Annotated in this window: 22 protein-coding genes; 7 read left to right on the top strand and 15 right to left on the bottom strand. The window is 66.9% G+C overall.

The features are described 5' to 3' along the window. Positions 1–146, bottom strand: a 146-nt coding sequence (pgk, locus tag GPT34_RS09240; protein ID WP_291011379.1) for a phosphoglycerate kinase, incomplete at its 3' end; no start/stop codon positions are given. 400 nt (positions 147–546) lie between these two features. Here pgk and GPT34_RS09235 point away from each other — a divergent pair. Further along, complete coding sequence (locus tag GPT34_RS09235) at positions 547–807, top strand: hypothetical protein (RefSeq protein WP_291011371.1); 261 nt, start codon at positions 547–549, stop codon at positions 805–807. Between the two features lie 95 nt (positions 808–902). Here the strand turns inward: GPT34_RS09235 and GPT34_RS09230 are convergent, their stop codons facing one another. From GPT34_RS09230 to GPT34_RS09215, 4 genes are all read right to left on the bottom strand, one after another. After that, positions 903–3,416: a cation-translocating P-type ATPase gene (locus GPT34_RS09230; RefSeq protein ID WP_291011369.1), complete on the bottom strand. Its 2,514-nt coding sequence runs from the start codon at positions 3,414–3,416 to the stop codon at positions 903–905. A 276-nt stretch (positions 3,417–3,692) separates the two neighbouring features. Further along, the gene (locus GPT34_RS09225) at positions 3,693–4,463 is read right to left on the bottom strand and encodes a cytochrome b/b6 domain-containing protein (RefSeq protein WP_291011367.1); all 771 of its coding nucleotides are present in this window, start codon (positions 4,461–4,463) and stop codon (positions 3,693–3,695) included. Between the two features lie 28 nt (positions 4,464–4,491). Then, positions 4,492–5,007 (bottom strand): diheme cytochrome c, encoded by a 516-nt coding sequence (locus GPT34_RS09220; protein ID WP_291011365.1) that lies wholly within the window; start codon positions 5,005–5,007, stop codon positions 4,492–4,494. Between the two features lie 30 nt (positions 5,008–5,037). Beyond that, a complete protein-coding gene (locus tag GPT34_RS09215; protein WP_291011363.1) occupies positions 5,038–5,469 on the bottom strand; it encodes a DUF1924 domain-containing protein in 432 nt (143 codons plus the stop codon). Positions 5,470–5,500: 31 nt separating this feature from the next. Here GPT34_RS09215 and GPT34_RS09210 point away from each other — a divergent pair, with 31 nt between their 5' ends. From GPT34_RS09210 to GPT34_RS09200, 3 genes are read left to right on the top strand one after another with little or no spacing between them, the layout of a single operon-like run. After that, the gene (locus GPT34_RS09210; RefSeq protein WP_291011361.1) at positions 5,501–5,938 is read left to right on the top strand and encodes a PepSY domain-containing protein; all 438 of its coding nucleotides are present in this window, start codon (positions 5,501–5,503) and stop codon (positions 5,936–5,938) included. After that, a complete protein-coding gene (locus tag GPT34_RS09205; RefSeq protein WP_291011358.1) occupies positions 5,935–6,597 on the top strand; it encodes a response regulator transcription factor in 663 nt (220 codons plus the stop codon). Before GPT34_RS09210 ends, GPT34_RS09205 begins: the two co-directional genes overlap by 4 nt. Before the next feature lie 27 nt (positions 6,598–6,624). Then, positions 6,625–8,034 carry a sensor histidine kinase gene (locus tag GPT34_RS09200; protein ID WP_291011355.1) on the top strand — a complete coding sequence of 470 codons (1,410 nt, stop codon included), beginning with the start codon at positions 6,625–6,627 and terminating at the stop codon, positions 8,032–8,034. Positions 8,035–8,058: 24 nt separating this feature from the next. Here GPT34_RS09200 and GPT34_RS09195 read toward each other — a convergent pair whose 3' ends face one another. The 4 genes from GPT34_RS09195 to GPT34_RS09180 form a co-directional block, all read right to left on the bottom strand. After that, positions 8,059–8,634, bottom strand: a complete 576-nt coding sequence (locus GPT34_RS09195) for a phosphatase PAP2 family protein (protein WP_291011353.1) — start codon at positions 8,632–8,634, stop codon at positions 8,059–8,061. Further along, positions 8,631–10,274: a phosphoethanolamine--lipid A transferase gene (locus GPT34_RS09190; protein ID WP_291011351.1), complete on the bottom strand. Its 1,644-nt coding sequence runs from the start codon at positions 10,272–10,274 to the stop codon at positions 8,631–8,633. Before GPT34_RS09190 ends, GPT34_RS09195 begins: the two co-directional genes overlap by 4 nt. Positions 10,275–10,408: 134 nt before the next feature. Further along, positions 10,409–11,785 (bottom strand): ATP-binding protein, encoded by a 1,377-nt coding sequence (locus GPT34_RS09185; protein WP_291011349.1) that lies wholly within the window; start codon positions 11,783–11,785, stop codon positions 10,409–10,411. After that, positions 11,782–12,501, bottom strand: coding sequence for a response regulator transcription factor (locus GPT34_RS09180; protein ID WP_291011347.1), 720 nt, complete (start codon positions 12,499–12,501; stop codon positions 11,782–11,784). The genes GPT34_RS09185 and GPT34_RS09180 overlap by 4 nt, the downstream gene beginning before the upstream one ends. 105 nt (positions 12,502–12,606) lie before the next feature. Between GPT34_RS09180 and GPT34_RS09175 the strand changes: the two genes are divergently transcribed. Beyond that, the gene (locus tag GPT34_RS09175; RefSeq protein WP_291011345.1) at positions 12,607–13,347 is read left to right on the top strand and encodes a phosphatase PAP2 family protein; all 741 of its coding nucleotides are present in this window, start codon (positions 12,607–12,609) and stop codon (positions 13,345–13,347) included. 56 nt (positions 13,348–13,403) lie between these two features. Here GPT34_RS09175 and GPT34_RS09170 read toward each other — a convergent pair whose 3' ends face one another. From GPT34_RS09170 to def, 5 genes are read right to left on the bottom strand one after another with little or no spacing between them, the layout of a single operon-like run. Further along, positions 13,404–13,739, bottom strand: a complete 336-nt coding sequence (locus tag GPT34_RS09170; RefSeq protein WP_291011343.1) for an AzlD domain-containing protein — start codon at positions 13,737–13,739, stop codon at positions 13,404–13,406. Then, positions 13,732–14,475: an AzlC family ABC transporter permease gene (locus tag GPT34_RS09165; protein ID WP_291011342.1), complete on the bottom strand. Its 744-nt coding sequence runs from the start codon at positions 14,473–14,475 to the stop codon at positions 13,732–13,734. The genes GPT34_RS09170 and GPT34_RS09165 overlap by 8 nt, the downstream gene beginning before the upstream one ends. Further along, a complete protein-coding gene (fmt, locus tag GPT34_RS09160) occupies positions 14,475–15,533 on the bottom strand; it encodes a methionyl-tRNA formyltransferase (RefSeq protein ID WP_291011340.1) in 1,059 nt (352 codons plus the stop codon). The genes GPT34_RS09165 and fmt overlap by 1 nt, the downstream gene beginning before the upstream one ends. Before the next feature lie 32 nt (positions 15,534–15,565). After that, positions 15,566–16,060 (bottom strand): hypothetical protein, encoded by a 495-nt coding sequence (locus GPT34_RS09155; protein ID WP_291011338.1) that lies wholly within the window; start codon positions 16,058–16,060, stop codon positions 15,566–15,568. After that, the gene (def, locus tag GPT34_RS09150; protein ID WP_291011336.1) at positions 16,060–16,581 is read right to left on the bottom strand and encodes a peptide deformylase; all 522 of its coding nucleotides are present in this window, start codon (positions 16,579–16,581) and stop codon (positions 16,060–16,062) included. The genes GPT34_RS09155 and def overlap by 1 nt, the downstream gene beginning before the upstream one ends. 270 nt (positions 16,582–16,851) lie before the next feature. Between def and GPT34_RS09145 the strand changes: the two genes are divergently transcribed. Both GPT34_RS09145 and dprA read left to right on the top strand, forming a co-directional pair. After that, positions 16,852–18,102 carry a LysM peptidoglycan-binding domain-containing protein gene (locus GPT34_RS09145; protein ID WP_291011334.1) on the top strand — a complete coding sequence of 417 codons (1,251 nt, stop codon included), beginning with the start codon at positions 16,852–16,854 and terminating at the stop codon, positions 18,100–18,102. Between the two features lie 7 nt (positions 18,103–18,109). Beyond that, a complete protein-coding gene (gene dprA, locus GPT34_RS09140) occupies positions 18,110–19,213 on the top strand; it encodes a DNA-processing protein DprA (RefSeq protein ID WP_291011332.1) in 1,104 nt (367 codons plus the stop codon). A gap of 154 nt (positions 19,214–19,367) precedes the next feature. On the opposite strand, the gene GPT34_RS09135 is transcribed toward dprA, so the two are convergent. Next, positions 19,368–21,767 carry a DUF1631 family protein gene (locus tag GPT34_RS09135; RefSeq protein ID WP_291011330.1) on the bottom strand — a complete coding sequence of 800 codons (2,400 nt, stop codon included), beginning with the start codon at positions 21,765–21,767 and terminating at the stop codon, positions 19,368–19,370. Between the last annotated feature and the right edge of the window lie 4 nt (positions 21,768–21,771).

Here is a 21,771-nt window from a genome sequence, read left to right as displayed (position 1 = left end):
ATGGCGGGGATGCTGGCGCGGATGCGGGTGTCTTCGGTGATGTGACCGCTGTCGTCCTGCGGCACATTGAGGTCGGCTCGGATGAAGACACGCTTGCCCTTGGCCTGGCCTTGTGAGCAGAGGTCGGAAAAACGGATGAATTGCATGGTGGGTACCGGTGGGCGGTGGAGAGGAGCCCCGACGGCACGGGTCGTCAGGGCCTAACTTGTCGATTGTAGGAAAGCCCGCCGCAGGCACAAGCCATTGCTCGTGCAGTCCGGCACCCTGAACGCTGAATGAGGACTGGTCTGCATGGCCCATCGACTGCTGAACCAGCGTGCGCCTGGAGGCTTCCCGGTGCGGGCCGGCCAAGGACATCACTGCGACGGTGCACAGGCGAAGACACGCGCCGGCACACGCTGACACCCGCCCGACATGCACAAGACACGCCGGTTTTAGAAGATAGGCACCACCAAAGATCACCTTGGACTTGCAACCGCTGAATCAACGGACGCATGGGCCTCAGGAATCGACGGTTCTGTCCATTTTTTTAAAAGGAACATTGAGATGAAAAAGACCATTCAAGCTGCCGTGATCGCTTCCCTGCTCACTTCGTTTTCGGCCTTTGCACACCACCCGGCCGAAGCGATCATTGACGCAGACACTTGGGGAATGATCGACCAGAACTTGCAGGACGCCGACTCGCCCCACCTGGACCTGGACTTTGACACCATGGGATCGGCCAGCACCGATGCGAACACCGGCGGTGGTTCTGGTTCTGGTTCTGGTGGCGGATCCGGTTCCGGTTCCGGCGGTAGCCGTCGCTGAAGTCGCACCGGCCTCACAAGGCCAAGCCTGCCGAGGTCGGCAGGCTTGGCCTTGTAGCATGACCTATCCGGAAGACCGTCAGGCCCGTGCCATGCTCAAGCCGTCGCCCAGTGGCGCATCGCGCGAGCCATCAGCACCTTGCTCACCTGATAGAGCAGCAGCAGGCTGCAACCCGCGGCCAGCGCCGCCAGCCAGTGTCCAGGTGCGAGCACCGCAAAGCCAAAGGCCCGCGCCACTGGCGGCAAATTGGTCACTGCCGCGAGTGCCAGCAAGGTGCCGATCAGGACCCAGACGCTGGTGGACGTCAATCCGGACAGCAGCGTTTTCCAGCGCATCTGGCTCGAGCGGCTGGGCAGGATCAGCACGGCATTGGCGCTGACCAGCACCACGAAGGCGGCGGTGCTGGCCATGCCAGCGTCCAGCCCCTGACTCAGCAGGCCCGCATACAGGCCAACCACCGCAGCCGTGGCCAGCCCGCCTTGCAGCAGGCTCAGGCCCACGTGTGAGATGGACAGCAAGGGCTCCGAGGTGCGGCGTGGCGGCCGCTCCATAAGGTCACCATCGCCTTCTTCGGCCTCGAACACCAGCGAGCACGCCGGGTCGATCACCAGTTCCAGAAAGGCGATGTGCAAAGGGGCCAGCACCAGCGGCAGACCGAACAGCACCGGCAGCAGCGCCAGCCCGATGATGGGCACGTGTACAGCCAGCGTGTAGACCATGGCCTGACGCAGATTGGCAAAGGTTCGGCGGCCGCGGTGGATGGCGCCTACGATGGACGAAAAGTTGTCCTGGAGCAGCACCAGCGACGCGGCTTCGCGCGCCACATCGGTGCCGCGCTGGCCCATGGCGATGCCGATGTGCGCCGCCTTGAGCGCGGGTGCGTCGTTAACACCGTCGCCCGTCATGGCCACCACCTCGCCCTGTGACTTCAACGCCTCCACCAGTGCCAGCTTCTGATGTGGCTTGACGCGGGCAAACACGTTCACGGCGGTCACCCGCTGCCCCAAGGTGTCGGGGTCCATGGCGGCCAGCTCGTCCCCGGTCACCACCCCAGTGGTCTCGATGCCAGCCTGCGCAGCAATGGCCGCGGCTGTGCGCGGGTGGTCACCGGTGATCATCACCACGCGGATGCCGGCACGCCGGCATTGCGACACGGCCTCGGGCACTTCAGGCCGCAGCGGGTCGGCCAAGCCGACCAGCCCCACCCACTCGAAATCGAAATCGTGCTGGATGTCGGGCCAGTCGTGCCCCTCGCGATGGCCCGCTTTGGCCACACCGAGCACGCGCAGACCCCGATCCGCCATGGTCACAGCCTGCGCCGTGACCTGCGCGAGTTGCTCGGCGGACAGATGGCACAGGTCAGCCACAGCTTCGGGCGCGCCCTTGGCGGCCACCACGTCATGGGGCGTCTCGCGGCCTTGCCAGAGGTGGCTCATCGCGAGCAGTGCGGGTGACAGCTCGTATTCACGGGCGAGAGTCCACTGCGGATGCAGATGTTCGGTGTTCTCGAGCTGCCGGCGCGCCAGGAGATGGAAGGCCTGCTCCATCGGATCGTGCGGATCGATCTCGCTGGCGAGCACGGCGTACTCGAGCAGCTCGTGAAAGGGTTCTGGCAGGCTGTCGGGCGGGAGCTCACGCGCGTCCAGCGTCTGCTCGCCAACACACAGGACGGCCACCGCCATGCGGTTCTGGGTGAGGGTGCCGGTCTTGTCGACACACAGCACCGTGGTCTGGCCCAGGGTCTCGATGGCGTTGAGCCGGCGGGTGAGCACCTGCTGCAACGCGAGGCGGCGCGCGGCCAGCGCGAGAAACACGATCATGATCACCGGCAGCTCCTGCGGCAGGATGCCCATGGCCAGGGTGATGCCGGCCAGCACCGCTTCCAGCCAGCCGCCACGCAGCATCCAGAACAACCCGGACAGCAGCACGCACAGCACCACGCCGATGACCACCAGTCGGCGCGTGAGCCGTGCCATTTCTTCCCGCAAGGGCGATGCCTGCAGCTCGATGCTCTGCAGCGATTGCCCGATGCGCCCGAGCTCGGTGTGGCGGCCGGTCGCCGTCACACGCACCATGCCCTGTCCGCTTACCACCATGGTGCCGGCGAACACCCGGCCCTCTGGCAGCTGCTTGGCCACGGCCTCGGACTCGCCGGTGAGCATGGATTCGTCGGTGGCGAGCTCGTGCGCCTGCAGCAAGTCGCCGTCGGCCGGAACGCGGTCACCCTCGGCCAGCAACAGCACATCGTCGCGCACTACCTCGCGGCCCGGTATGCGCAGCGTCTCGCCACCGCGCAGCACCAGCGCGCGCGGGCTGGAGAGATCGCGCAGGGCTTCCAGCGCGTTGTCGGTTCGGCGCTCCTGCAAGACCGTGACGGCCATGATGATGACCACGAAACCGAGCAGGATCATGGCCTCGTGGGCGTCGCCCATGGCCAGGTAGATCGAGCCCGCGCCCATGAGCAGCAGGAACATGGGCTCGCGCACCACGTCCCAGGCCATGTCGAGCAGGGTGCGGCGCTGGCTCACGCCAAGCTCGTTGGGGCCGTCTTCGCGCAGGCGCTGCGCGGCTGTTTCAGGACTTAGGCCGGGGGGATCGTCTTTGTTCATGCGGCAGCGGGATGGATGCCATGCATGCTACTGCGGACCACATGGCCCATCCGCAAGATGGCGGCGCCACCCAGCGACGTTGGCCGCCCTCCCCGCTCAAGCGCTCACACCGGGACCCTGGCGAAGGCGGTCCTGGTCGAGTTGCGCTCGCGGACAGCGCCCATGCAGGGGCACACCGTGCTGGCGGCGTGGTCGTTGACGAATCCATGCAGAACACACAGGCAGGTTGTTCTGCGCGCCTCCTGTTGCAAGGGCCGGAAGCGGAACGGCACCGGTTCAGTCGTCGTCATCCCCGTGCCGGTCATGCCCGGAGTCGCCGCCACTCCAGGCCGCACTCGGGATCAGGCCACTGGGCGACTGCTGCCATTGCCAGGCCCCAAAGGCCAGCACGGCCAGCAGCAGCAAGGCGGCCAGCCAGGCGCGGTTCTTCTGCACCAGGTGCGGCCCCGGGCCTTGCACCCGACCAGTGAGCATGGGCAGCGCCTGGTTCTTGCGCCGCAGAAGGCTAAGTCCCGCGATCAGTCCGATGTGGGCCAGCACCACCACCAGCAAGGCTTCGCCCAGCCATTCGTGCAGCTCGGCCACCAGGTCGCCACCGAGGACGTCGCCCCATTCGTTGTAGGTGGCGTAGCCGCTGAGCGTGAGCGGAAGCACCAGGGCCATCAGCGCAATCACGGCCAGGGCCATGAGCAGGTTTTGCCCCTGGCGCCAATTGACCGCCATCGGCGCAGCGCGCAGCGAGCGCCACCAGGCCGGGGCACTCGACAGCTTGCGCCACAGCAGGCCCAGGCCGGCGTGTCGGGGCCCGAACACGCCGTAGAGCACACGAAAGGCCAGCAGGCCGGCCATGGTGTAGCCGAGCGTGACGTGCAGAAGCCGCCAACGCTCGCCATCGGCGGTGAGGTAGGCACCGAGGAAACACAGCGCGAACAGCGCATGAAACACACGTGTGGGCGCGTCTGTGACGAGACGGCGATTCGCGCTGCTGCTGGCAGCGGCGGCCCGAGGCGCTTGCGCCAGGGCATCGAGAGTGGGTGTGGTCGACATGGGGACTTCCGTGGTTCAGTCGTGGGGATCAGTCATCGGAGGAGCGCAGACCCACGCCCTTGCGGCCACGCAGGTCGGCCGGCAGGCGCACGCTGTCGTCGTCGAAATTGCCCTGGTCAGCGCCGGTGTGGCAGGCGATGCAGTTGGCCGCGCTTTTGATGCTGGTGTGTTGCCAGATCGACGGGTTGAGCTCGCGGTGCTTGCGCACAAACCAGGCTGAGCGCGTGATGCGGTCTTCGGGAGGCGCATCGGTCACTCGGCGGTAGCTTCCAGCATGGGCCTGCAACCAGGTGCTGAGCGACTGCACGGTCGCGTCATCCAGCGAAGCGTCGGTGCCGTAGTGTTTGTCGAGGCCGCTCATGATGCGCTTCCAGGAAGCCGCCGGCAGCAACGCCGGCGGGTAGGCGGTGTGGCAGGCAGCGCATTCCTGCGTGTAGGCCTTGGGCATGTCGCGCGGCATCAGGCGGTCGCTGTCGGCGTGCACGGTGGTGAGGCCAAACGCGCTGAGTACGGTGGTGACAATCAGGATTCGGGTGGCTGGCATGGTGTGCTCCGGTTGAGGCTTTGAGGAGTTTCAGGGCTTGAGGCTGAGCAGGTAGGCCAGCACATCGGCTTTTTCCGTCGCACTGCACTCGCGGCTCACCACGTCCTTGCAGTTGCGGCGAAACCACTTGTCCGCCTTGGCGCTGTCGGTGAATGCATGAGTGTTGAAGGCTGGCGCCATGGGCGCGATGCGCTTGCCGGTGCTGGCGTGCTTGCCAGCCTCGGTGGGAGGGGTGCCGTGGCAGGATGCACACGACCATTCGCTGCCGTGGGTGCGGTTGAAGAAGCTGCGCCCTGCGTCAACGCGGCCTGGCGCACCGGCCTGGGCGCTCCAACGGTCGAGTTGCTCGGCGGCTGTCGTGTCGGCCGCGAAGGCGGGACCAGCCAGCAGCGCCAGCGCGATGGGAACGACTCGGCTGGCGCCGTGGAACAACGGGAACCGGACAGGGGAAAGAGGGCTCATGCAGACTCCAGCAAGGTGAGGAGCCGTGATCATGAAAAAACGTGCCTGTACGCAAGCTGAAGCCGGCGTTCATCCTGCGTTCAGACTGAAGGACCGAACATCAGCGCTGTACCGGGCCTCCCACGGTCTGCTCAGGAGTCAAACCATGTTCACTGTATTTCTCAGGCTGAAAGCCGCTCTGACCGTCGCGGCGCTGGCCGCTATGCTCGCCCCGCCGCTGGCCCAGGCAAGCGACCGCGATCAGGAGCGCGCACGCCAGGCGGTGCAGGCAGGGCAGGTGATGCCCCTGCCTGCCGTGCTCGACAAGCTAGCGACCACCCACCCGGGACAGGTGCTGGAAGTGGAGCTGGAGCGGGAGGATGGCGCCTGGTACTACGAGATCAAGCTGCTGCAGGCTGATGGCCAGCTGTTGAAACTGGAGCTCGACGCCCGCACCGCCGAGGTGTTGCGCAGCAGAATACGACGATGAGATTGCTGCTGGTCGAAGACGAACCCACCCTGCGCCGACAACTCAAGCAAGCGCTGGAAGGCGCCAGCTATGTGGTGGACGAGGCCGACAATGGGCGCGATGCCCAGTTTCTCGGCGAGACCGAGTCCTTCGATGCGGTGCTGCTCGACCTCGGTCTGCCCCAGCTCGACGGCCTGACTGTTTTGCAGCGCTGGCGCGCCGCCGGGCGCACGATGCCCGTGCTGATCCTGACCGCGCGCGACAACTGGAGCGAAAAGGTGGCCGGCATCGACGCTGGCGCCGACGACTATCTGAGCAAACCCTTTCACATGGAAGAACTGCTGGCGCGACTGCGCGCGCTGATTCGCCGCGCCAGTGGCCTGGCGTCCCCGCTGCTGCAATGTGGCGCGTTGGCGCTGGACACCCGCAGCGGGCGCGTGACCGTGGCTGGCGACCCGGTGGCGCTCACCAGCCACGAGTACAAACTGCTGGCCTACCTCATGCACCGGCCCGACGCGGTGGTCTCGCGCACCGAGCTCACCGAGCACCTGTACGCGCAAGACTTTGACCGCGACTCCAACACCATCGAGGTGTTCGTCGGCCGGCTGCGCAAGAAGCTGCCAGTGGCCATGATCGAGACCGTGCGCGGCCAAGGCTACCGCCTTGTCTCACCAGCCTGAATCCGCCTCATTCCGGAGGTTTCTCGATTGCCATCCAAAACCGCCACCCGACCCTGGGGCCGCACCGGCTCGCTGCGGTTTCGGCTGCTGGCGGCCACGCTGGTCGCGCTGAGCGTGGCGCTGGTGCTGGCGGGTCTGCTGCTCGGCGGGCTGTTTCGGGAGCATGTGATGCGGCAGTTCGAAACCACGCTCACCAACCAGCTCGACCAGCTCACCGCGCGGCTGGAGGTGGACGCACAAGGCCAGCCCCAGATCGACGAGCAACGGCTCTCTGACCCGCGCTGGGAACGACCCTACTCGGGCCTTTACTGGCAAGTCGACCAGCTCAGTCCAGACGGTCAGACGCGCAGTGCCGCGCTGCGCTCGCGCTCGCTCTGGGACGACAGCCTGACGCTGCAGGCCGATGTGCTGCAAGACGGTCGGCGCCACGTGCACCAGGGCATCGGCCCGCAAGGCAGGCCCATGCTGATGGTGGAGCGCACGGTGCGCACCAGCCTCACACCAGGGACCGGCTGGCGCCTGGTGGTGGCCAGCGACCTGGCGTCTACCGAGCTGGCCGTCGACGATTTCAACCGCATGCTGGCGCTCTCGCTGGCTGGGCTGGGGCTGCTGCTGGTGCTGGCAGCGCTGGCACAGGTGACGGTGGGGCTGGCGCCGCTCAAGGCCTTGCAGGGTGCGCTCAACCGGGTGCGTGACGGCTACGAGCCAAGGTTGCAAGGCGCGTTCCCCGACGAGTTGCAGCCCCTGATCCACGACTTCAACACGGTGCTGGACCGCAACGCCGAGACCACGGCACGCGCACGCACCCAGGCGGGCAATCTGGCGCATGCGCTCAAGACGCCGCTGGCGGTGATGGCGCAGGCGGCCAACCACCCGGCCGAGCGCGCCGCGCTGCCCGCCCTGGTGCGCGAGCAGGTCGCGGTGGCGCAGCGTCAGCTCGACTGGCACCTGGCGCGGGCGCGCGCAGCCGTCACGCAGGGCCTGCCCGGCCAGCGAACCGAGTTCGAGCCGGTGCTGCAGGGGCTGCTGCGGGTGATGGGCAAGGTCCACGCAGCGCGCGGACTGCACTGGCGAGCCCCGGCGACGGCGGCGCTGTTTTTCGCGGGCGAGGCCCAGGACCTGCAGGACATGCTGGGCAACTTGCTGGACAACGCGGGGCGCCTGGCCAACACCGAAGTGGCCGTGAACGCCAATCAATCGGGTGACCGGCTGCTGATCACCCTTGACGACGACGGGCCGGGCATCGCGCCGGAGCAGCGCAGCGCGGCGCTGGCTCGCGGGATTCGGCTCGATGAGTCGGGGCCAGGCTCAGGACTGGGCCTGCACATCGTGGCCGAGCTGGCAGATCTGTACGGCGGGTCACTCGAACTGGACCAGAGCCCGCTGGGTGGGCTGCGGGCTCAGCTGAACCTGCCAGCGGCACCGGCTTCGGCCTGAGCCCTTGCAGCGGGCCAGACCACCTCAGGCGGCGGGCGGCAGGGCAGCAGGGCGGTCTTCCCGAAAGCCCCGGCCCAGCCGGCTCGCGAGCAGGCGCGTGGGGTACAGGGCGGCCCATGCCGAAAGCACACCCAACACGATGCCAGCGACCGTGTCAGAGGGGAAATGCAGGCCCAGCGCCACCCTGCTCCAGGCGATGAGCAAAGCGCTGAGCAGCAGCGCTGTGCGGGCCATCGGGTGAGTTGCCCACCAGCAAGCCGCCACACCCACCGCCCAGGCAATGGCCGCGTGACTGCTCGGGAAACTGGGCGAAGGCTCTTTGGCCAGCCACTGCTGCCCCATGCCGAGCACAAAGGGCCGTGGCATGGGCCAGGCGCTGGAGATGCCGCGCACGATGAGCCAGACCAGCAACATGGCCAGCAATGCATGCAGCGCCGCGCGGCGCCACCGGGGTGGACCCAGCACCAGCGCCAGCAACACGCCCACCAGCATCACCTTGGGCCAGACCGTGCTGCCGAACAAGGCCAGCTGCATCAGCCAGGCGGGGGCCTGGTCGTTGAGGTTAAGCCAGAGAAAAAGTTGCTGATCGATCGGATTCATGAACGGCAGGGTGCGACAACGTTGAGCGCATTGTCGCGTGCCTGCGTGGACACATCCATCAACCCCAGCACGGTGTGAAACACGTTGTCGTGCGACAGCCGTGCCGCCGCCTGCTGGCGCAGGCAGTCGATGCTCACGCCGCTGCGCTGCTGCAGCGCAGGGGAAAGCCATCCCACCATGGGCACATGGGTTTGCTGATCAGGCGCAAACGCATAGGGCACGCCATGCAGGTACAGCCCGTTTTCGCCCAATGACTCGCCGTGGTCGGACACGTAGATCATCCCGGTATCGAAGCGGCCTTCGGTGGACTGCTGCTGCAGCCATTGCAGCGACTGGCCCAGGAAATGGTCGGTGTAGGCGATGGTGTTGTCGTAAGCATTGACCAGCTGCTCGGGCGCGCAGGCCGAGAGCGTGTTGCTCGTGCACTCGGGCAGGAAGGGCTTGCGGTCGACTGGCGTGCGCTTGGAATAGGCTGGCCCATGACTGCCCATCTGGTGCATCACCAGCACCACGCCCCGCGCGCGCCGCACTGGGTCGAGTGCGGCGATGCGCTCGTCCAGCCCGTGGAGCATGGCTTCATCAAAACACTCGCCGCCTTCGCACAGGCCGGGCAGGTTCAACTCGGAAGTGCTCGCATGGGACACGCGATCACAGATGCCCTTGCAACCCGACTGGTTGTCCAGCCAGAGCACGGCGAGACCGGCGCGTTGCAACACGTCGAGCAGGTTTTCCTGCGTTGGCGTCTTGTCGCCACCGTCTTCGCGGGTGAGCGGCGAAAAGATGCAGGGCAACGACACCTGGGTGTTGGTGCCGCAAGAGCGCACCTGGGGAAAATTGACGAGACCGCTTTGCTCCTGCCAGCGCCGCAGAGCGGGCGTGGTCTCGCGGGCATAACCATTCAGTCCCCAGTTCTCGGCTCTGGCGGTCTCGCCCACCACCAGCATCAGCAGAGGCGGCCGGACCTGGGTGGCGTAGCTCGCACCAAGCGTGGCGTCTTCACCCGTGGGTTGCAGGGTGCGCACCTGCGGCGGCAACTGGTCCGCGGCGACGCGGGTGGCAGCGTAAACGCTGTTGAGCGGGTTGATCATGTAGCGAACGTCTTTGTGGTTGCGCATCAGCGAAGCCAGCCCCTGATAGCTCGCCAGGCCTGCGCCCACCATCACCAGCAGGCCCACGACCACACCGGTCAGGTTACGCCCCGTCTGCGCCCACCAGACCCGCGAGACCACCGGCCGGTGCCAGAGCCACCACAGCGGCGGCCCGGCCACCAGCAACACCGTGCCCACCAGGTGCAGCGAGAGCAGGTCGCGCACCTCGCGCACGTCGGTGTGCGCCACGTTGGCCAGCATGGTCGGGTCCATCACCACGCCGTACTGCCACATGAAGTGGGTGTTGAACGCAGCCACCAGCACCAGCAGCGTGGCGGCCGGTCGGAACACACGCGGCCAGGCCAGCAGCGAGAGCAGAGCGGCGGTGGCCGCCGTCACCACCAGCCCCAGGCCCGCCAGCAGCACCAGACGGTGCGCCAGCGTGCCCTCCAGCGCGAAGATGCGCTGCCACAACGGCAGGTTGCCCGGCCCGGCCAGCCACAGCGCGATCAGCCAGACGGCATGCATGGGGCGGCGTTCGGCGGCGCCCATGGTGGGCAATCGGGGGCTTCTGGGCACACTCGGAGACAAGGCGGTCATGGCACACGGACTGGCGCCAGAACAACCTGGCGAGTCCAGTGTGGGCAGCCGGTGTTAAATCAACCTTATGTGTCCTTGCCCGAGCGTCAGGCGGGCCAGCGCAGCGTGAAGCAGGTGGTCATGGGTGGCTGGCCGGTGGACCGCTCCAGACGCGCACCCATCTGCTCGGCCATGCGCTCGACCAGGCGCAGGCCCAGACCCAGACCGCCCGCCTGGCCTGGCGCGGCGGCGACCGAAGGCGCCGGTGCGCCCGCGCGCTGGCCGTCGTCGCTCACCGACACGCCAAACTCACCGCCACGCCGCCAGACCTCGACCTCCACCTGGGTGCCAGGTGGCGTGTGGCGCAAGGCGTTGGCGATCAGGTTGCGCAGGGCAAGCTCGAGCAGCAAGGGCGAAACGCGCACCGCCACCGGGACATCGGGCGACTGCAGCGAAAGCTCGTGCCCGCTGGCATGACCCAGCGGCGCGTGAGTCGCTACGAGCTGCCCGGCCACCTCGGCAATATCCACTGGGGTCAGCTCACCAGCCCCCCCCTCGCTGCGTTGCGCCCGTGCCAGGTCGAGCAACTGAGACAGGATGCGCCCGGCACGCAACGACTCTTGCTCCAACTGGGCCAGGCGCTCGGGCGTGGGCTCGTGCTGCGCGGCACCCGCTTGCAAGGTGATAGCCGTCAGGGGCGTGCGCAACTCATGTGCCACGTCGGACGCAAACTCGCGCTCGCGCTGGGCCTGTGCCTGCAGACTGCTGACCAGGGTGTTAATGGCCGAGACTGTGCTCACGAACTCTCGGTGGCGGTGCTCGGTGTTGAGCCGCTGACCGGCAGCGCTGTCCAGCTCGCCGACCTCTCGGGAGAGCCGCTCCAGTGGCCGCAAGCCACGGCGGATGGTCCACCACAGCACCAGCGCCACCAATGGCAGCAGCAGCAGGGCAGGAAGGGCCACATGCTCGGCAATGTCCAGACCCAGGGTGTTGCGCTCGCGCTTGTCCACCAGCACAGCCACACGCCGCACCCGCTCGCCCTGGGATTGTTCGGCCACATAGGCGCGCCAGTCTCGCGGTCCGTTGCCGTTGGTATAGACCACATCGGTCAGGCCAGGACGGCTCAGGCGATCCAGCGCCAGGCCCTTCGCCAGCTGGTGGGTATCGGTATCGAGCGCGCCATTGGTCCAGGCCAGCACCGCCAGATCGGGGATGTATTCGTCGTCAACCCCAACGATCCCGGGCGGTGGTGTCACAGCGTCTGCGGGAGCGGTCGCCAGCCAGAGCTGGGCTGTGGCCACCAGCTGGCCGTCGATGAACTTGCGCGCCTCGCGAAAACCGGTCGACACCGCCACCGCCACCAGCGTGATCCACACCGCCAGCACGGCACCAAAAGTCCAGAGCCAGAGGTGACGCCAAAGCGCGGGGCGCTCGGCTGGGACAGACTCGCGAGGGCGCAGCGGGTTGGGCGCGGCGGCAGTCATGTCTTGCGCGGTCGGTCGGCGGCGCCCACCACCGGCGGCACAAAGTAGCCCACACCTCGCACGGTCTTGATCAGCGACTCGCCTAGCTTGCGCCGCAAGTGGTGCACGTGCACCTCCAGCGCGTTGCTTTCCAGCGCTTCGCCGAAACCGTAAAGCGCCGACTCCAGCCGCGACTTGGACAACACATTGGGCCGTGCCTGCAACAGCGTGAGCAGCAGCGCAAACTCCTTGCCGCCCAGGGCCACCAGCTCGCCGGCGCGGTGCACCGTGTGGGCGGCAGGGTCGAGCACAAGGTCGCCGTGTTCGATCACCGGATTGCTGCGGCCGCCGGCGCGCCGCAGCATGGCCCGCAGGCGCGCCAGCAGCTCGGTGGAGTCGAAGGGTTTGACGATGTAATCGTCGGCACCGCTGTCCAGGCCGCTCACGCGGTCGCTCACGCCATCGCGCGCCGTCATGATCAGCACCGGCATGTCCGCATGGGGCAAGCGGTCGTGCGCTTGAGCGCGTCCGTCGCCTCGCACGCGTGCCAACAGGTCCAGGCCGTCACCGTCGGGCAGGCCCAGATCGAGCAGCATCACGTCGAACGGCTCCACACTCAGCGCCGCCCAGGCGGGAGACAGCGCGCCGCACACGTCCACGGCATAGCCCGCCTTGCGCAGCGTGGCCGCCAGGCCATTGGCAATGCCGGGATCATCTTCCACCACCAGGGCGCGCATCGGATTCGTGTGTTGGGTTGACACGCGTCGGCATGACGCGTTGCCAACGATTATCTCGCTCGGGGTTAAGCGCGGCTTAACGCAGCACGTGGACACTCGCGCCGCATGCCTCCTGCCGCCGTCCTCACGACCAACACTGCCTCCACTGCCTGGCGCCACCCGGTCACGCGCTGGCTGGTCATGTTGCTGCTGGCCACGCTGGCCTGGGACGCCAGTGGGGGCGATTTGCCGTTGATGCAGTGGATCGGTTCACCCAGCGGGTTTTCGCTGCGAAACCAGTGGTTGCTGTTGCAGGTGTTTCACGAAGGTTGGCGGCAATTTTTTGCAGGTCTCTTGTTGCTGATGGGCGTGTGGGCACTGTGGCCAGCCCGCTGGAACCAGCCGCGCCTGGCCGCCATGGACCTGCCACGGCGCGAGCGCTGGACCGTCATTCTGCTGGTCTTGCTCAGCTTGCTCGCCGTCAACCTGGTCAAGCTCAACAGCCTGACGAGCTGCCCCTGGGACTTGCAGGCCTTTGGGGGCAGCGCGCGCTACGTGTCCCACTGGGCGCTGGGCCAGGTCGATGGCGGGTCGGGGCGCTGCTTTCCTGGTGGCCACGCGTCCAGCGCGTTCGCCTTCGTAGGCTTGTGCCTTCCCTGGCTGGCGCCGCCACGCACAGCGCATCGCAAGCCCGACGCCGGCCTGCGCTGGCTGGCCTTTCTGGTGCTCGCTGGCCTCACCGCTGGCGCGACGCAAACCCTGCGCGGCGCCCACTTTCCCAGCCACACGCTGTGGACGCTGCTGATCTGCGGCAGCGTGTCGTGGGCCGGCTGGCTGGCGGCACGGCCCTGGATGGCCAAGGCCTGAGCGACAGTGGAGCGCGGACGCGACCCGCACAGCGGCGCAGCGAGGGGGAGACGGGCCTACCAGCCGAGGTAAATGTGCAGCGGCAGGTAGACCGCCATGCCCGCGATGATGGTGCCGAGCACGCCGCGTTGCCAGGCGAACCAGGCCAGGCCTGCGACCACGGCGAACAGCCGCGCGTCCTGCCAGGTGGTGACCAAGGCACCCTGCGCCATCACGATCTCGGGAATGACCACGGCCGCCAGCGCGGCGATGGGCGCGTAGTTCAGGCCGCGCTGGGCCCAGCGTGGCAAGGTCCAGGGCCGGCTGGAGATGAAAAACAGGCTGCGCGTGAGCACGCTCACCACACCCAGCGCGAGGATGATGGCCAGGGTGCGCAGGTCGAGCTCAAACACCGCGGGCTCCCGCGGGACCGCGTGGCGCCCGCACCGCTTCGATCACCAGGCACACCGCCACCGCGCTGGCGATCGCCACCACGATGTTGAGCTTCAAGGGCAGTGCCCACGCCGCCACGGCGGCGGTGCCCGCCACGCCCACCGAGACCATGCGCAGCCCCGTGCTGGCCATGGACGCGAGCACACCCACCAGCGCCAGAATGCCGGCAAAGCCCAGACCCCAGGCGGTGGGAATCGCGTTGGACAAGGCGATGCCGATCAGGCTGGCGCCCATCCAGGCCACGTAATTGATGGCGCAGTTGCCCATCATGTAGGCCTGCTGACTGAGCCGTTCCTGCGGCGTGACACCCGGCACGGGAAAGCGCCGGGTGAAAAACACATAGGTCAGGTCGACCATCACATAGCCGCTGACCAGTCGCTGCCACAAGGGCAAGTGCATCATGTAAGGCCGCAGGTGGGCCGAGAACACCACGAATCGCAGGTTCACACAAAAGGCCGCGGCCACGATCACCCAGATCGGCGCGCCGCCCATCAGCATGGGCACCGCGGCCAGCTGGGCGCTGCCGGCGAAAACGATCAGCGTCATCAACACCGCTTCCAGCACCGACAGCCCAGCCGCCACCATGGCCACGCCGGTCATTAGGCCCCAGGCGGCAATGCCCATGGAGACGTTGCTCTGGTCGCGCACGCCCTCCCAGAATTCGGGCTGTTGCCGCACTTCCTTGAGAAAAAACATCAGCGCGGATCCCTGGTAACCGCAGCGTCAAGCACCTGACCCGCTTCCAGGCGCTGGCCGCGCAGGAACTCGCCCGCGGCCAGGCGCTTGCCGCCTGGGCGTTGCAACTCGGTGATCACCAGCACGTCCTCGCCGGTCTTGACCCGGATGCCGTCAGCGTCCACCGCCAACACCTGACCCGGCACACCGGCCTCGGCGGCGGGCTGCGCGCGCGCCGACCAGAGCTTGATCGTCTCGCCCGCGAGCGCGGCCTGTGCACCAGGAAACGGATCGAATGCGCGGACGCGGCGCGCAATCACCTCCGCCGGCTCTCGCCAGTCGATCGCGGCCTCGGCTTTCTCGATTTTGTTGGCATAGGTCACGCCCTCGGCAGGCTGCGGCACCGGGCGCAGGCCACCGCAGGCGGCCAGCTCCAGCGCCTCGACCATGAGGCGCGCACCGAGATCGGCGAGCCGGTCGTGCAGGCTCGCGGTGGTGTCGTCGGACCGAATGGCCATCGGCTCGGCCAGCAGCATGTCGCCGGTGTCGAGCCCGGCGTCCATCTGCATGATGGTCACGCCGGTTTGCGCGTCACCTGCTTCAATGGCGCGGTGAATGGGCGCAGCACCTCGCCATCGCGGCAGCAGCGAGGCGTGGATGTTGAAGCAACCCAGCTTTCTCACCCCCACGCCTCCCGCTTCGCGAGGTGCGCTGCCCCCCAAGGGCGCTTGAGCGTCTTGAGGCGGCCCGGCGACGCTCATCGCGTCTAGCACCCACTGAGGCAAGATCAGGCCGTAGGCGGCGACCACCATGGCGTCGGCGCGTGCCGCGGCAATGGCGTCACGTGCTGCGGCAGCGTCCTCCGGGTACTTGCCGTCAAGGCGCAGGCTGCGCGGCTGCGCTACCGGCAGGCCATGTTCCAGCGCGAGCTGTTTGACCGGCGAGGCCTGCAGCTTCATGCCGCGCCCCGCAGGCCGGTCGGGCTGCGTCAGCACCAGCACCACCTCAAACCCGGCGGCCTGCAGACGCTCCAGTGCCGAGCGCGCAAAGGCCGGGGTACCGGCAAAAATGATTTTCATGGGATCGGGAGAGGAACGCGGGCCGAGTTGACTCAGCGCGCCATGTCGAACAGATCGTCTGGCAAAGGCTCGTCGCTGAAGCTCACGCGCCGCACCACACCAGCGGCATCCAGATACAGGTGCACAAAGCGCGGGTTGTTCATTTCCTGAAACCGGTAGGTCCAGAGCACGCCCTCAAAACTCGCCACCCGCTCAATGATCGCCGGGCGGCCTAGGTGGAGCAGCGCTTCTTGTCGCGTCCATTGGTTGACCGGGATGCGCTCCAGCCGGGCGCTTTCCATCGCCTGCTCGGTCTGGCGCAGGCGGCCGGCAGCGTCGAGATCGAGGTTGTAGACCTGCTGACCAGCGGGCTGGCGCGAGTACTGCAATCGCGTGCCATCGGCCAGCCCATACACCCCCGTCGGGCTCCCGAGCCGGCTTTCGATCTCACTGCGCGTGGCGCCCAGCGGCACACGCTCGGGCATGAGGGCGCAGCCCGCCAGCAGCGTGATCAGCCCCATGGCGAGGGCGCGCTCCACCCAGCTCATCAATCCCGCTCCGCCTCGCGCTGTGCCTTGAGGAGCTTGCTCTTGATGCGGTTGCGCTTGAGCAGCGACAGGTATTCCACAAATACCTTGCCCATCAGGTGGTCCATCTCGTGCTGGATGCACACCGCCAGCATGCCTTCGGCCTCGATGCTGCGCTCAGCGCCGCTGAGATCGAGCGCACGCACACGAATCGCCACCGATCGCTCGACACCGTCGTAAATGCCGGGCACCGAGAGGCAGCCTTCTTCGCCTTTTCGGGTTTCTTCGCTGGCCCACTCGATCTGTGGGTTGATCAGCACCTGAGGCTGGTCGCGCTCTTCGCTCACATCGATGACGATGAGACGCTCATGCACATCGACCTGAGTGGCCGCCAGGCCAATGCCATTGGCTTCGTACATGGTGGCGAACATGCGCTCGGCGAGTTCGCGGATGCGCGCATCGACCGCCTCCACCGGACGGGCAACTGTGTGCAGGCGAGGATCGGGGTAACAGAGAATGGGTAACGGCTGGGCGGAAGTCATGCGATCAGGTCCGACGGTGCTCAAAACCGCTCGTCGGTGACGGGCGGTCCGGGCGCGGTGCTCTCGAGGGAACAGGGTGGTGAATTTGTCGCTATTTTCGCCAATTTTCGTCGGCTGCGCGGCTACGCTTGTCCAGAAACATTGCCTAATCAAAGGCTTGGGCGCAGAATCAAAAGCGCTTTGTCAAGACCAAAATGCTGCTGCTTCTTCGCTGTCAGGCCCAGTGCCGGCGCAACGTCTGAGCAGCCGCGCATGCCCCAGGGCCCACACATGCCATTCCAGACCGTCCCGCCTGCTCAACGTTCCCCACTGCACCGCCTGCGTCCGCTGGCCGGCTTGAGCGCCCTGGCGGCCGCCCTGCTGACCGGCCAAACATGGGCCCAGAGCGTACCCAACTTTCCAATCACGCCAGGCCAGCGCGCCACGGCGAACCAGGTGGCCGAAGCCGGTGTGCCCCTGTCCGAGCTCGCCCCCAACGCGCCTGACAGCTACACCATCAAACGCGGCGACACGCTGTGGGCTATCTCGGGCGTGTTCCTCAAGAGCCCGTGGCGTTGGCCCGAGCTCTGGGGCATGAACCTGCAAGACATCCGCAATCCCCACTTGATCTTCCCCAACCAGGTGCTGTATCTGATCAAGGCCAATGGCCGAGCCACCCTGTCCACGCGGGGTCCTGGCGGTGATATCGAGACGGTCAAGGTCTCTCCGCGCATCCGCTCGGAAGGACTGAGCGATTCGGCGGTTCCCCCAATCTCGCTGCAGGCCATCGAAGCCTTCCTGACCTCGTCCCTGATCGTGGACGAGACCACGCTGGCCCGTGCACCGCGCATCGTCGCCACGCCTGAGACGCGTGTGCTGCTGAGCCGGGGCGACCGTGCCTATGCCCGCGGCGCTTACAGCAGCGGCGAGCCCGGCGAACCGCTGAGCATGGACGAGGGCAAGCCGCGCGACTTCCGCGTTTTCCGCAATGCCACCCCGCTCAAGGACCCGACCACCGGTCAAATCCTCGGTTACGAGGCCCAGTACTTGGGCAAGGCCCAGCTGGAGCGTGGCGAAACGTCGCGCCAGATGGCCGATGCCGATGGCAAGGTGCAGACCGAGCTGATTCCAGCCACCATCGATATCGTGGCGGCCAAGGAAGAAATGCGGGTAGGCGACCGCATGCTACCGGAGCCGGAACGCCTGCTCTCCAACTACGTGCCGAGTGCGCCCAGCGGCGTGCAGACTGGCCAGATCGTTTCAGTCGGTCAAGGCAATGCGGTGACCTTTGCGGCCCAGAACCAAGTGGTGGTGATCAACCGCGGCAAGGTCGACGGCATCGAGCGCGGCCATGTGCTGGCGCTGCTGCGTGAAACCAGCACGCTGACCGACAAAACCGACGACGCCCGCCCCACGCTTCGCCTGCCTGGCGAGCGCAATGGTCTGATGATGGTGTTCCAGACCTTCGACCGACTGTCTTACGCCCTGGTGCTGGACATCCGGGACGGCGTCAAAGTGGGCGACCGCTTCACCAACCCTTGAGCCCGTCGTGACGCCGGACGAGCTGGTCGCCTGGCTGCGTCTGCTCGGCACACCTGGCGTCGGGCCTGAGACCGCGCGCAAGCTGCTCGCCGCCTTCGGTCCCCCCGAAGCGGTGTTCGAGCAAAGCCCAGTCGCGCTGAGTGCGGTGGTCGGCCCCAAGCTGCAGCAGGCTTTGTGTGTCCCGTCTGAGGGACTGGACGACACCGTCGCCACCACATCGGCGTGGCTGGCCAGCGGCGCCAATCGCCACCTCCTGACCCTGGGCGACCCGCGCTTCCCGCCCGAGCTGCTGCAGATGGTCGACCCGCCACTGCTGCTCTACGTCACCGGCCAGATCGACGCCCTGCACCATCCCCGGCGGCTGGCCGTGGTGGGCAGTCGCAATCCGACGCCCCAGGGTGAACAGAACGCCCGACAGTTTGCACGCGCGCTCGCAGAAGCCGATGTCTGTATCGTCTCCGGCCTGGCGCTTGGCGTGGACGGCGCGGCGCACGAGGGCGCGCTGGCGGGCGGTGCACCCACCATTGCGGTGGTGGGCACCGGCCTGGATCGCGTTTACCCCAAGCGCCACCTGGAGCTGGCGCACCGCATCGCGGCGCAGGGCGCGATCGTGAGCGAATACCCGCTGGGCACGCCTCCGCTCCCGGCGAACTTCCCGCAACGCAACCGCCTCATTGCCGGCCTGTCACAAGGCACGCTGGTGGTGGAGGCCGCGATCCAGTCGGGCTCGCTCATCACCGCCCGACTGGCCGCGGAACAGGGGCGCGAGGTGTTCGCCATTCCAGGATCCATCCACGCGCCGCAGTCGCGCGGCTGCCATGCACTCATTCGCCAGGGTGCGAAGCTGGTGGAATCTGCCCAGGACATCCTGGAAGACCTGCGCATCACCTCACCCGGCGCATCGCCTGGAGACGATTTCATCGCTCCCTCACCGACGGATCCCGAAGGACTGCTGTCCGTGATGGGCTTCGACCCGGTGAGCTTCGACGCCTTGCAGGCCCGCACCGGCCTAGACACCGCCACGCTGCAGGCGCGGCTGCTGGAGCTGGAACTTGAAGGCGCAATAGGCCGACTGCCCGGTGGCTTGTTGCAGCGGACTGGAGCGGGTTGAGTCTGCACTCAGGCAAGCTGCACACTCCTGCGCTGGTGGCCCCAAGTCCCGTGGGCAGCAGGGGAGTCGGTCAAGAGCACCGCCGATCTGGCTTGGCCAGTCGGCCAGTGCCGCCCACCTAAGGGGGTGGCGCCGCCGGTGGCGCGGAGGCGGGCTAACTCAACAGGCGCTCGGGATTCGCATCCAGCTTGGCCAAGGCCTCGCGGGTGGCGCGCACCGTGAGCGCTTCTTCCTCGCTTGGCACCAGCAGCCCGGCCTGCAGATAAGCCGCGACACGGGAGGCCTGGATCAGGAAGCAACGTCCGCCATTGGTGACGAACATGTAGAGCTGACCGCGTTCGCTGCGCCAGGCCAGCTGCACGCTGTTGAACTTGCCGTTGTGGTCCAGTCCGAACCAGGACCCGATCTGCAATTCCACCGCCCAGGCCCGCATGGCTTCGCTGGGCTTGCTGCCACCCTGGTTGACCACCTCGATGTTGCTGGCATCGACGCCGGTGATCATCTCGATGCTCTCGTTGTCCAGATCCAGGTCGCCCACACCGCCCTCGGGCAAGTAGTCCTCCAGGTGAGCCAGTCGCTGTGAGAGGCGGTCCAGGCTTTCCTGGGGGATGGACTCGGTGCGCGACATGAAAGCATCGGCCAAGATGTCGCTCACCGACTTGATGTGCTCGTCCTGCATACCGGGCGTGTAGCCCAGCATGCTCATGCCATGGCGCAGGCGCTGTAACAGGTTGGGCAGTTGCTGGATCACGCGCGCGCGATCGGTGCGGCTGGGTTTGGCGCTGGCGGCCCACAACAAATCAGTAGCCACCTGCTTGAGCGAGCTCGTCTCCTCGTGCTTCAAACCGTATTTGACGCTAGACACCGCCAGCACCTCGACCCAGACCTTGAACAGGAAATCGCGCACCTCGTCGCGCACCGGCACCTCGTCAAGCAGCTTGCGCAGCTCGATGGTGTACTGCACCGAGAGCGTTTCCTTTTGCTCGACCTGCTGCGCCACGCTCACAAAGCGGCTCGCGCTGCCTTGCTCGCTGAGGTACGTGGATAGAAACTTCTGGAATTCGTCGTATACCAGCTGGAACACGCGCCGACCGGTCTCAGGGTACTGCTCGATCACCTGCACCACGCGCTTGATCTCGGCCTCCAGCGCGGCAGACCCCACGTTCGATTCAAAACCAAGCACACACGAGCCCATGCGGTCGATCAGTCGGCGAGCGGGGTGCTGCAGCGCGCTGAAAAACTCGGGCTCGGCGAGTGCCACGCGCAACACCGGGATCTGCAACCGGGCAAACCAGACGCGCACGCTGGGAGGGATTCGCTCTTCGGCCAGGATGGCCTGGAACATCAGTGCAACCACCTCGATGGTGGCCTTCTCGGTGGGCGTGGATGCGGCCTGCTTGAGTTCGGTCGTGCGCTGCCGCAACTCGGTGGCGGCTTGGTCCACGTGGACCGCGCCCATGACAACGGCACTACCGTCCAGACCACCGCCGCTGGGGCGCGCACCGCCTTCCCCCACGGCCGAGGGCATGGCGTGGGCCATGGCCTGCTGCAGTCGCGCAGACGGCGGCGCCATCAGCTGCGTGGCCTCGAAGTCACCACCAACCTTGTCCATCAGCAAGCGCTTGAGGCGGCCCACCACCCCTTGCGCCCGCATGCGTGCACGCGCCAACGGTGTGGAGCTGGTCATGAGCCGGGTTTCGTCATGCACGCCCATCCCGGACGATGCCGCGCCGCCGTGCCCTCCGTCGAAGCCACTGCCCTGAACAGAGCGGGCAGCGCCATAACGTGCACCGCCTGCGCCGGGCCTGCCTGAGCCAGATCGTTCGGCTGAAAGCCCGCCATCATGCCCGACACCACCCCCATCCGCAGGTCCAGAAGGAGGCCCGCCTTCGCTGCGCGCGCCTGGCGTACGCTTGACCAGCGCCTGGAGATCGATTTCCTTCAGAACTCCGCTGGAAACCAGGAATTCGTTGGCAGCCTTGTAGGCCTCCAGCATCTTGGCCCCCAGCACCGGTGCCATGCTGTCCTGCACGAGCTGCCAAGCCTCGCGCGTCATGCCGGACTCAAGCCACTGGTCAACCAGCACACGGGCCGTCACATCGGGCAGCAGCACGTCGCCGCGCGGCAGTTCTTGGCGTTTTTCCAGGTGCTGGATGCGCAGCCGCAATTCGTTGAGTTCGGTGGACGAAGTATCGAGCACCCGCATCGCCAGCCGCGACGCCATGATCTGGTCGTCTATGGCGCCCTCGGCCACCAGTTCCAGGCGACCGCCCGTGCTCGGGGTCGTGCTCCCGGAGCGGGAAAAGCCGGGCAGCAAAGTGCGCTGCATGGCCTTGCGGCTCTGGTTGATCCAGGCTGTCTGGTGGTTCTGGAATCCGGTCCAGGCATCGCGCCGTATCTGCATCTCACGGGCCGGGCCGGCTTGATCGAGCACAGTCGTCAGGCGGTTGTCGCAGGCCTTGACCAGATCGGGAAGCATGCGTCCTACCTGAACCACAAAGAGTTCACGGGCCTGTTTGGCCAAGGAGGAGGCGTGCTGATCGGGAGAGGACACAATT

This window comes from Hydrogenophaga sp., from assembly GCF_011390835.1.
Classification (GTDB): Bacteria; Pseudomonadota; Gammaproteobacteria; order Burkholderiales; family Burkholderiaceae_C; genus Hydrogenophaga.
Note: the sequence above shows the minus strand (reverse complement) of the source record. Positions and strands in the feature narration are given on the sequence as shown.

Excerpts from the sequence above, each read along its gene's own strand:
- def (WP_291011336.1), bottom strand. The coding sequence starts at position 16,581 with ATGACTTCCGCCCAGCCGTTACCCATTCTCTGTTACCCCGATCCTCGC.
- GPT34_RS09205 (WP_291011358.1), top strand. The coding sequence starts at position 5,935 with ATGAGATTGCTGCTGGTCGAAGACGAACCCACCCTGCGCCGACAACTC.
- GPT34_RS09210 (WP_291011361.1), top strand. The coding sequence starts at position 5,501 with ATGAAAAAACGTGCCTGTACGCAAGCTGAAGCCGGCGTTCATCCTGCG.
- GPT34_RS09165 (WP_291011342.1), bottom strand. The coding sequence starts at position 14,475 with ATGTTTTTTCTCAAGGAAGTGCGGCAACAGCCCGAATTCTGGGAGGGC.
- GPT34_RS09190 (WP_291011351.1), bottom strand. The coding sequence starts at position 10,274 with ATGGGCGCCGCCGAACGCCGCCCCATGCATGCCGTCTGGCTGATCGCG.
- fmt (WP_291011340.1), bottom strand. The coding sequence starts at position 15,533 with ATGAAAATCATTTTTGCCGGTACCCCGGCCTTTGCGCGCTCGGCACTG.
- GPT34_RS09230 (WP_291011369.1), bottom strand. The coding sequence starts at position 3,416 with ATGAACAAAGACGATCCCCCCGGCCTAAGTCCTGAAACAGCCGCGCAG.
- GPT34_RS09145 (WP_291011334.1), top strand. The coding sequence starts at position 16,852 with ATGCCATTCCAGACCGTCCCGCCTGCTCAACGTTCCCCACTGCACCGC.
- GPT34_RS09220 (WP_291011365.1), bottom strand. The coding sequence starts at position 5,007 with ATGCCAGCCACCCGAATCCTGATTGTCACCACCGTACTCAGCGCGTTT.
- GPT34_RS09195 (WP_291011353.1), bottom strand. The coding sequence starts at position 8,634 with ATGAATCCGATCGATCAGCAACTTTTTCTCTGGCTTAACCTCAACGAC.
- GPT34_RS09175 (WP_291011345.1), top strand. The coding sequence starts at position 12,607 with ATGCCTCCTGCCGCCGTCCTCACGACCAACACTGCCTCCACTGCCTGG.
- GPT34_RS09155 (WP_291011338.1), bottom strand. The coding sequence starts at position 16,060 with ATGAGCTGGGTGGAGCGCGCCCTCGCCATGGGGCTGATCACGCTGCTG.
- GPT34_RS09235 (WP_291011371.1), top strand. The coding sequence starts at position 547 with ATGAAAAAGACCATTCAAGCTGCCGTGATCGCTTCCCTGCTCACTTCG.
- GPT34_RS09185 (WP_291011349.1), bottom strand. The coding sequence starts at position 11,785 with ATGACTGCCGCCGCGCCCAACCCGCTGCGCCCTCGCGAGTCTGTCCCA.
- GPT34_RS09225 (WP_291011367.1), bottom strand. The coding sequence starts at position 4,463 with ATGTCGACCACACCCACTCTCGATGCCCTGGCGCAAGCGCCTCGGGCC.
- GPT34_RS09180 (WP_291011347.1), bottom strand. The coding sequence starts at position 12,501 with ATGCGCGCCCTGGTGGTGGAAGATGATCCCGGCATTGCCAATGGCCTG.
- GPT34_RS09215 (WP_291011363.1), bottom strand. The coding sequence starts at position 5,469 with ATGAGCCCTCTTTCCCCTGTCCGGTTCCCGTTGTTCCACGGCGCCAGC.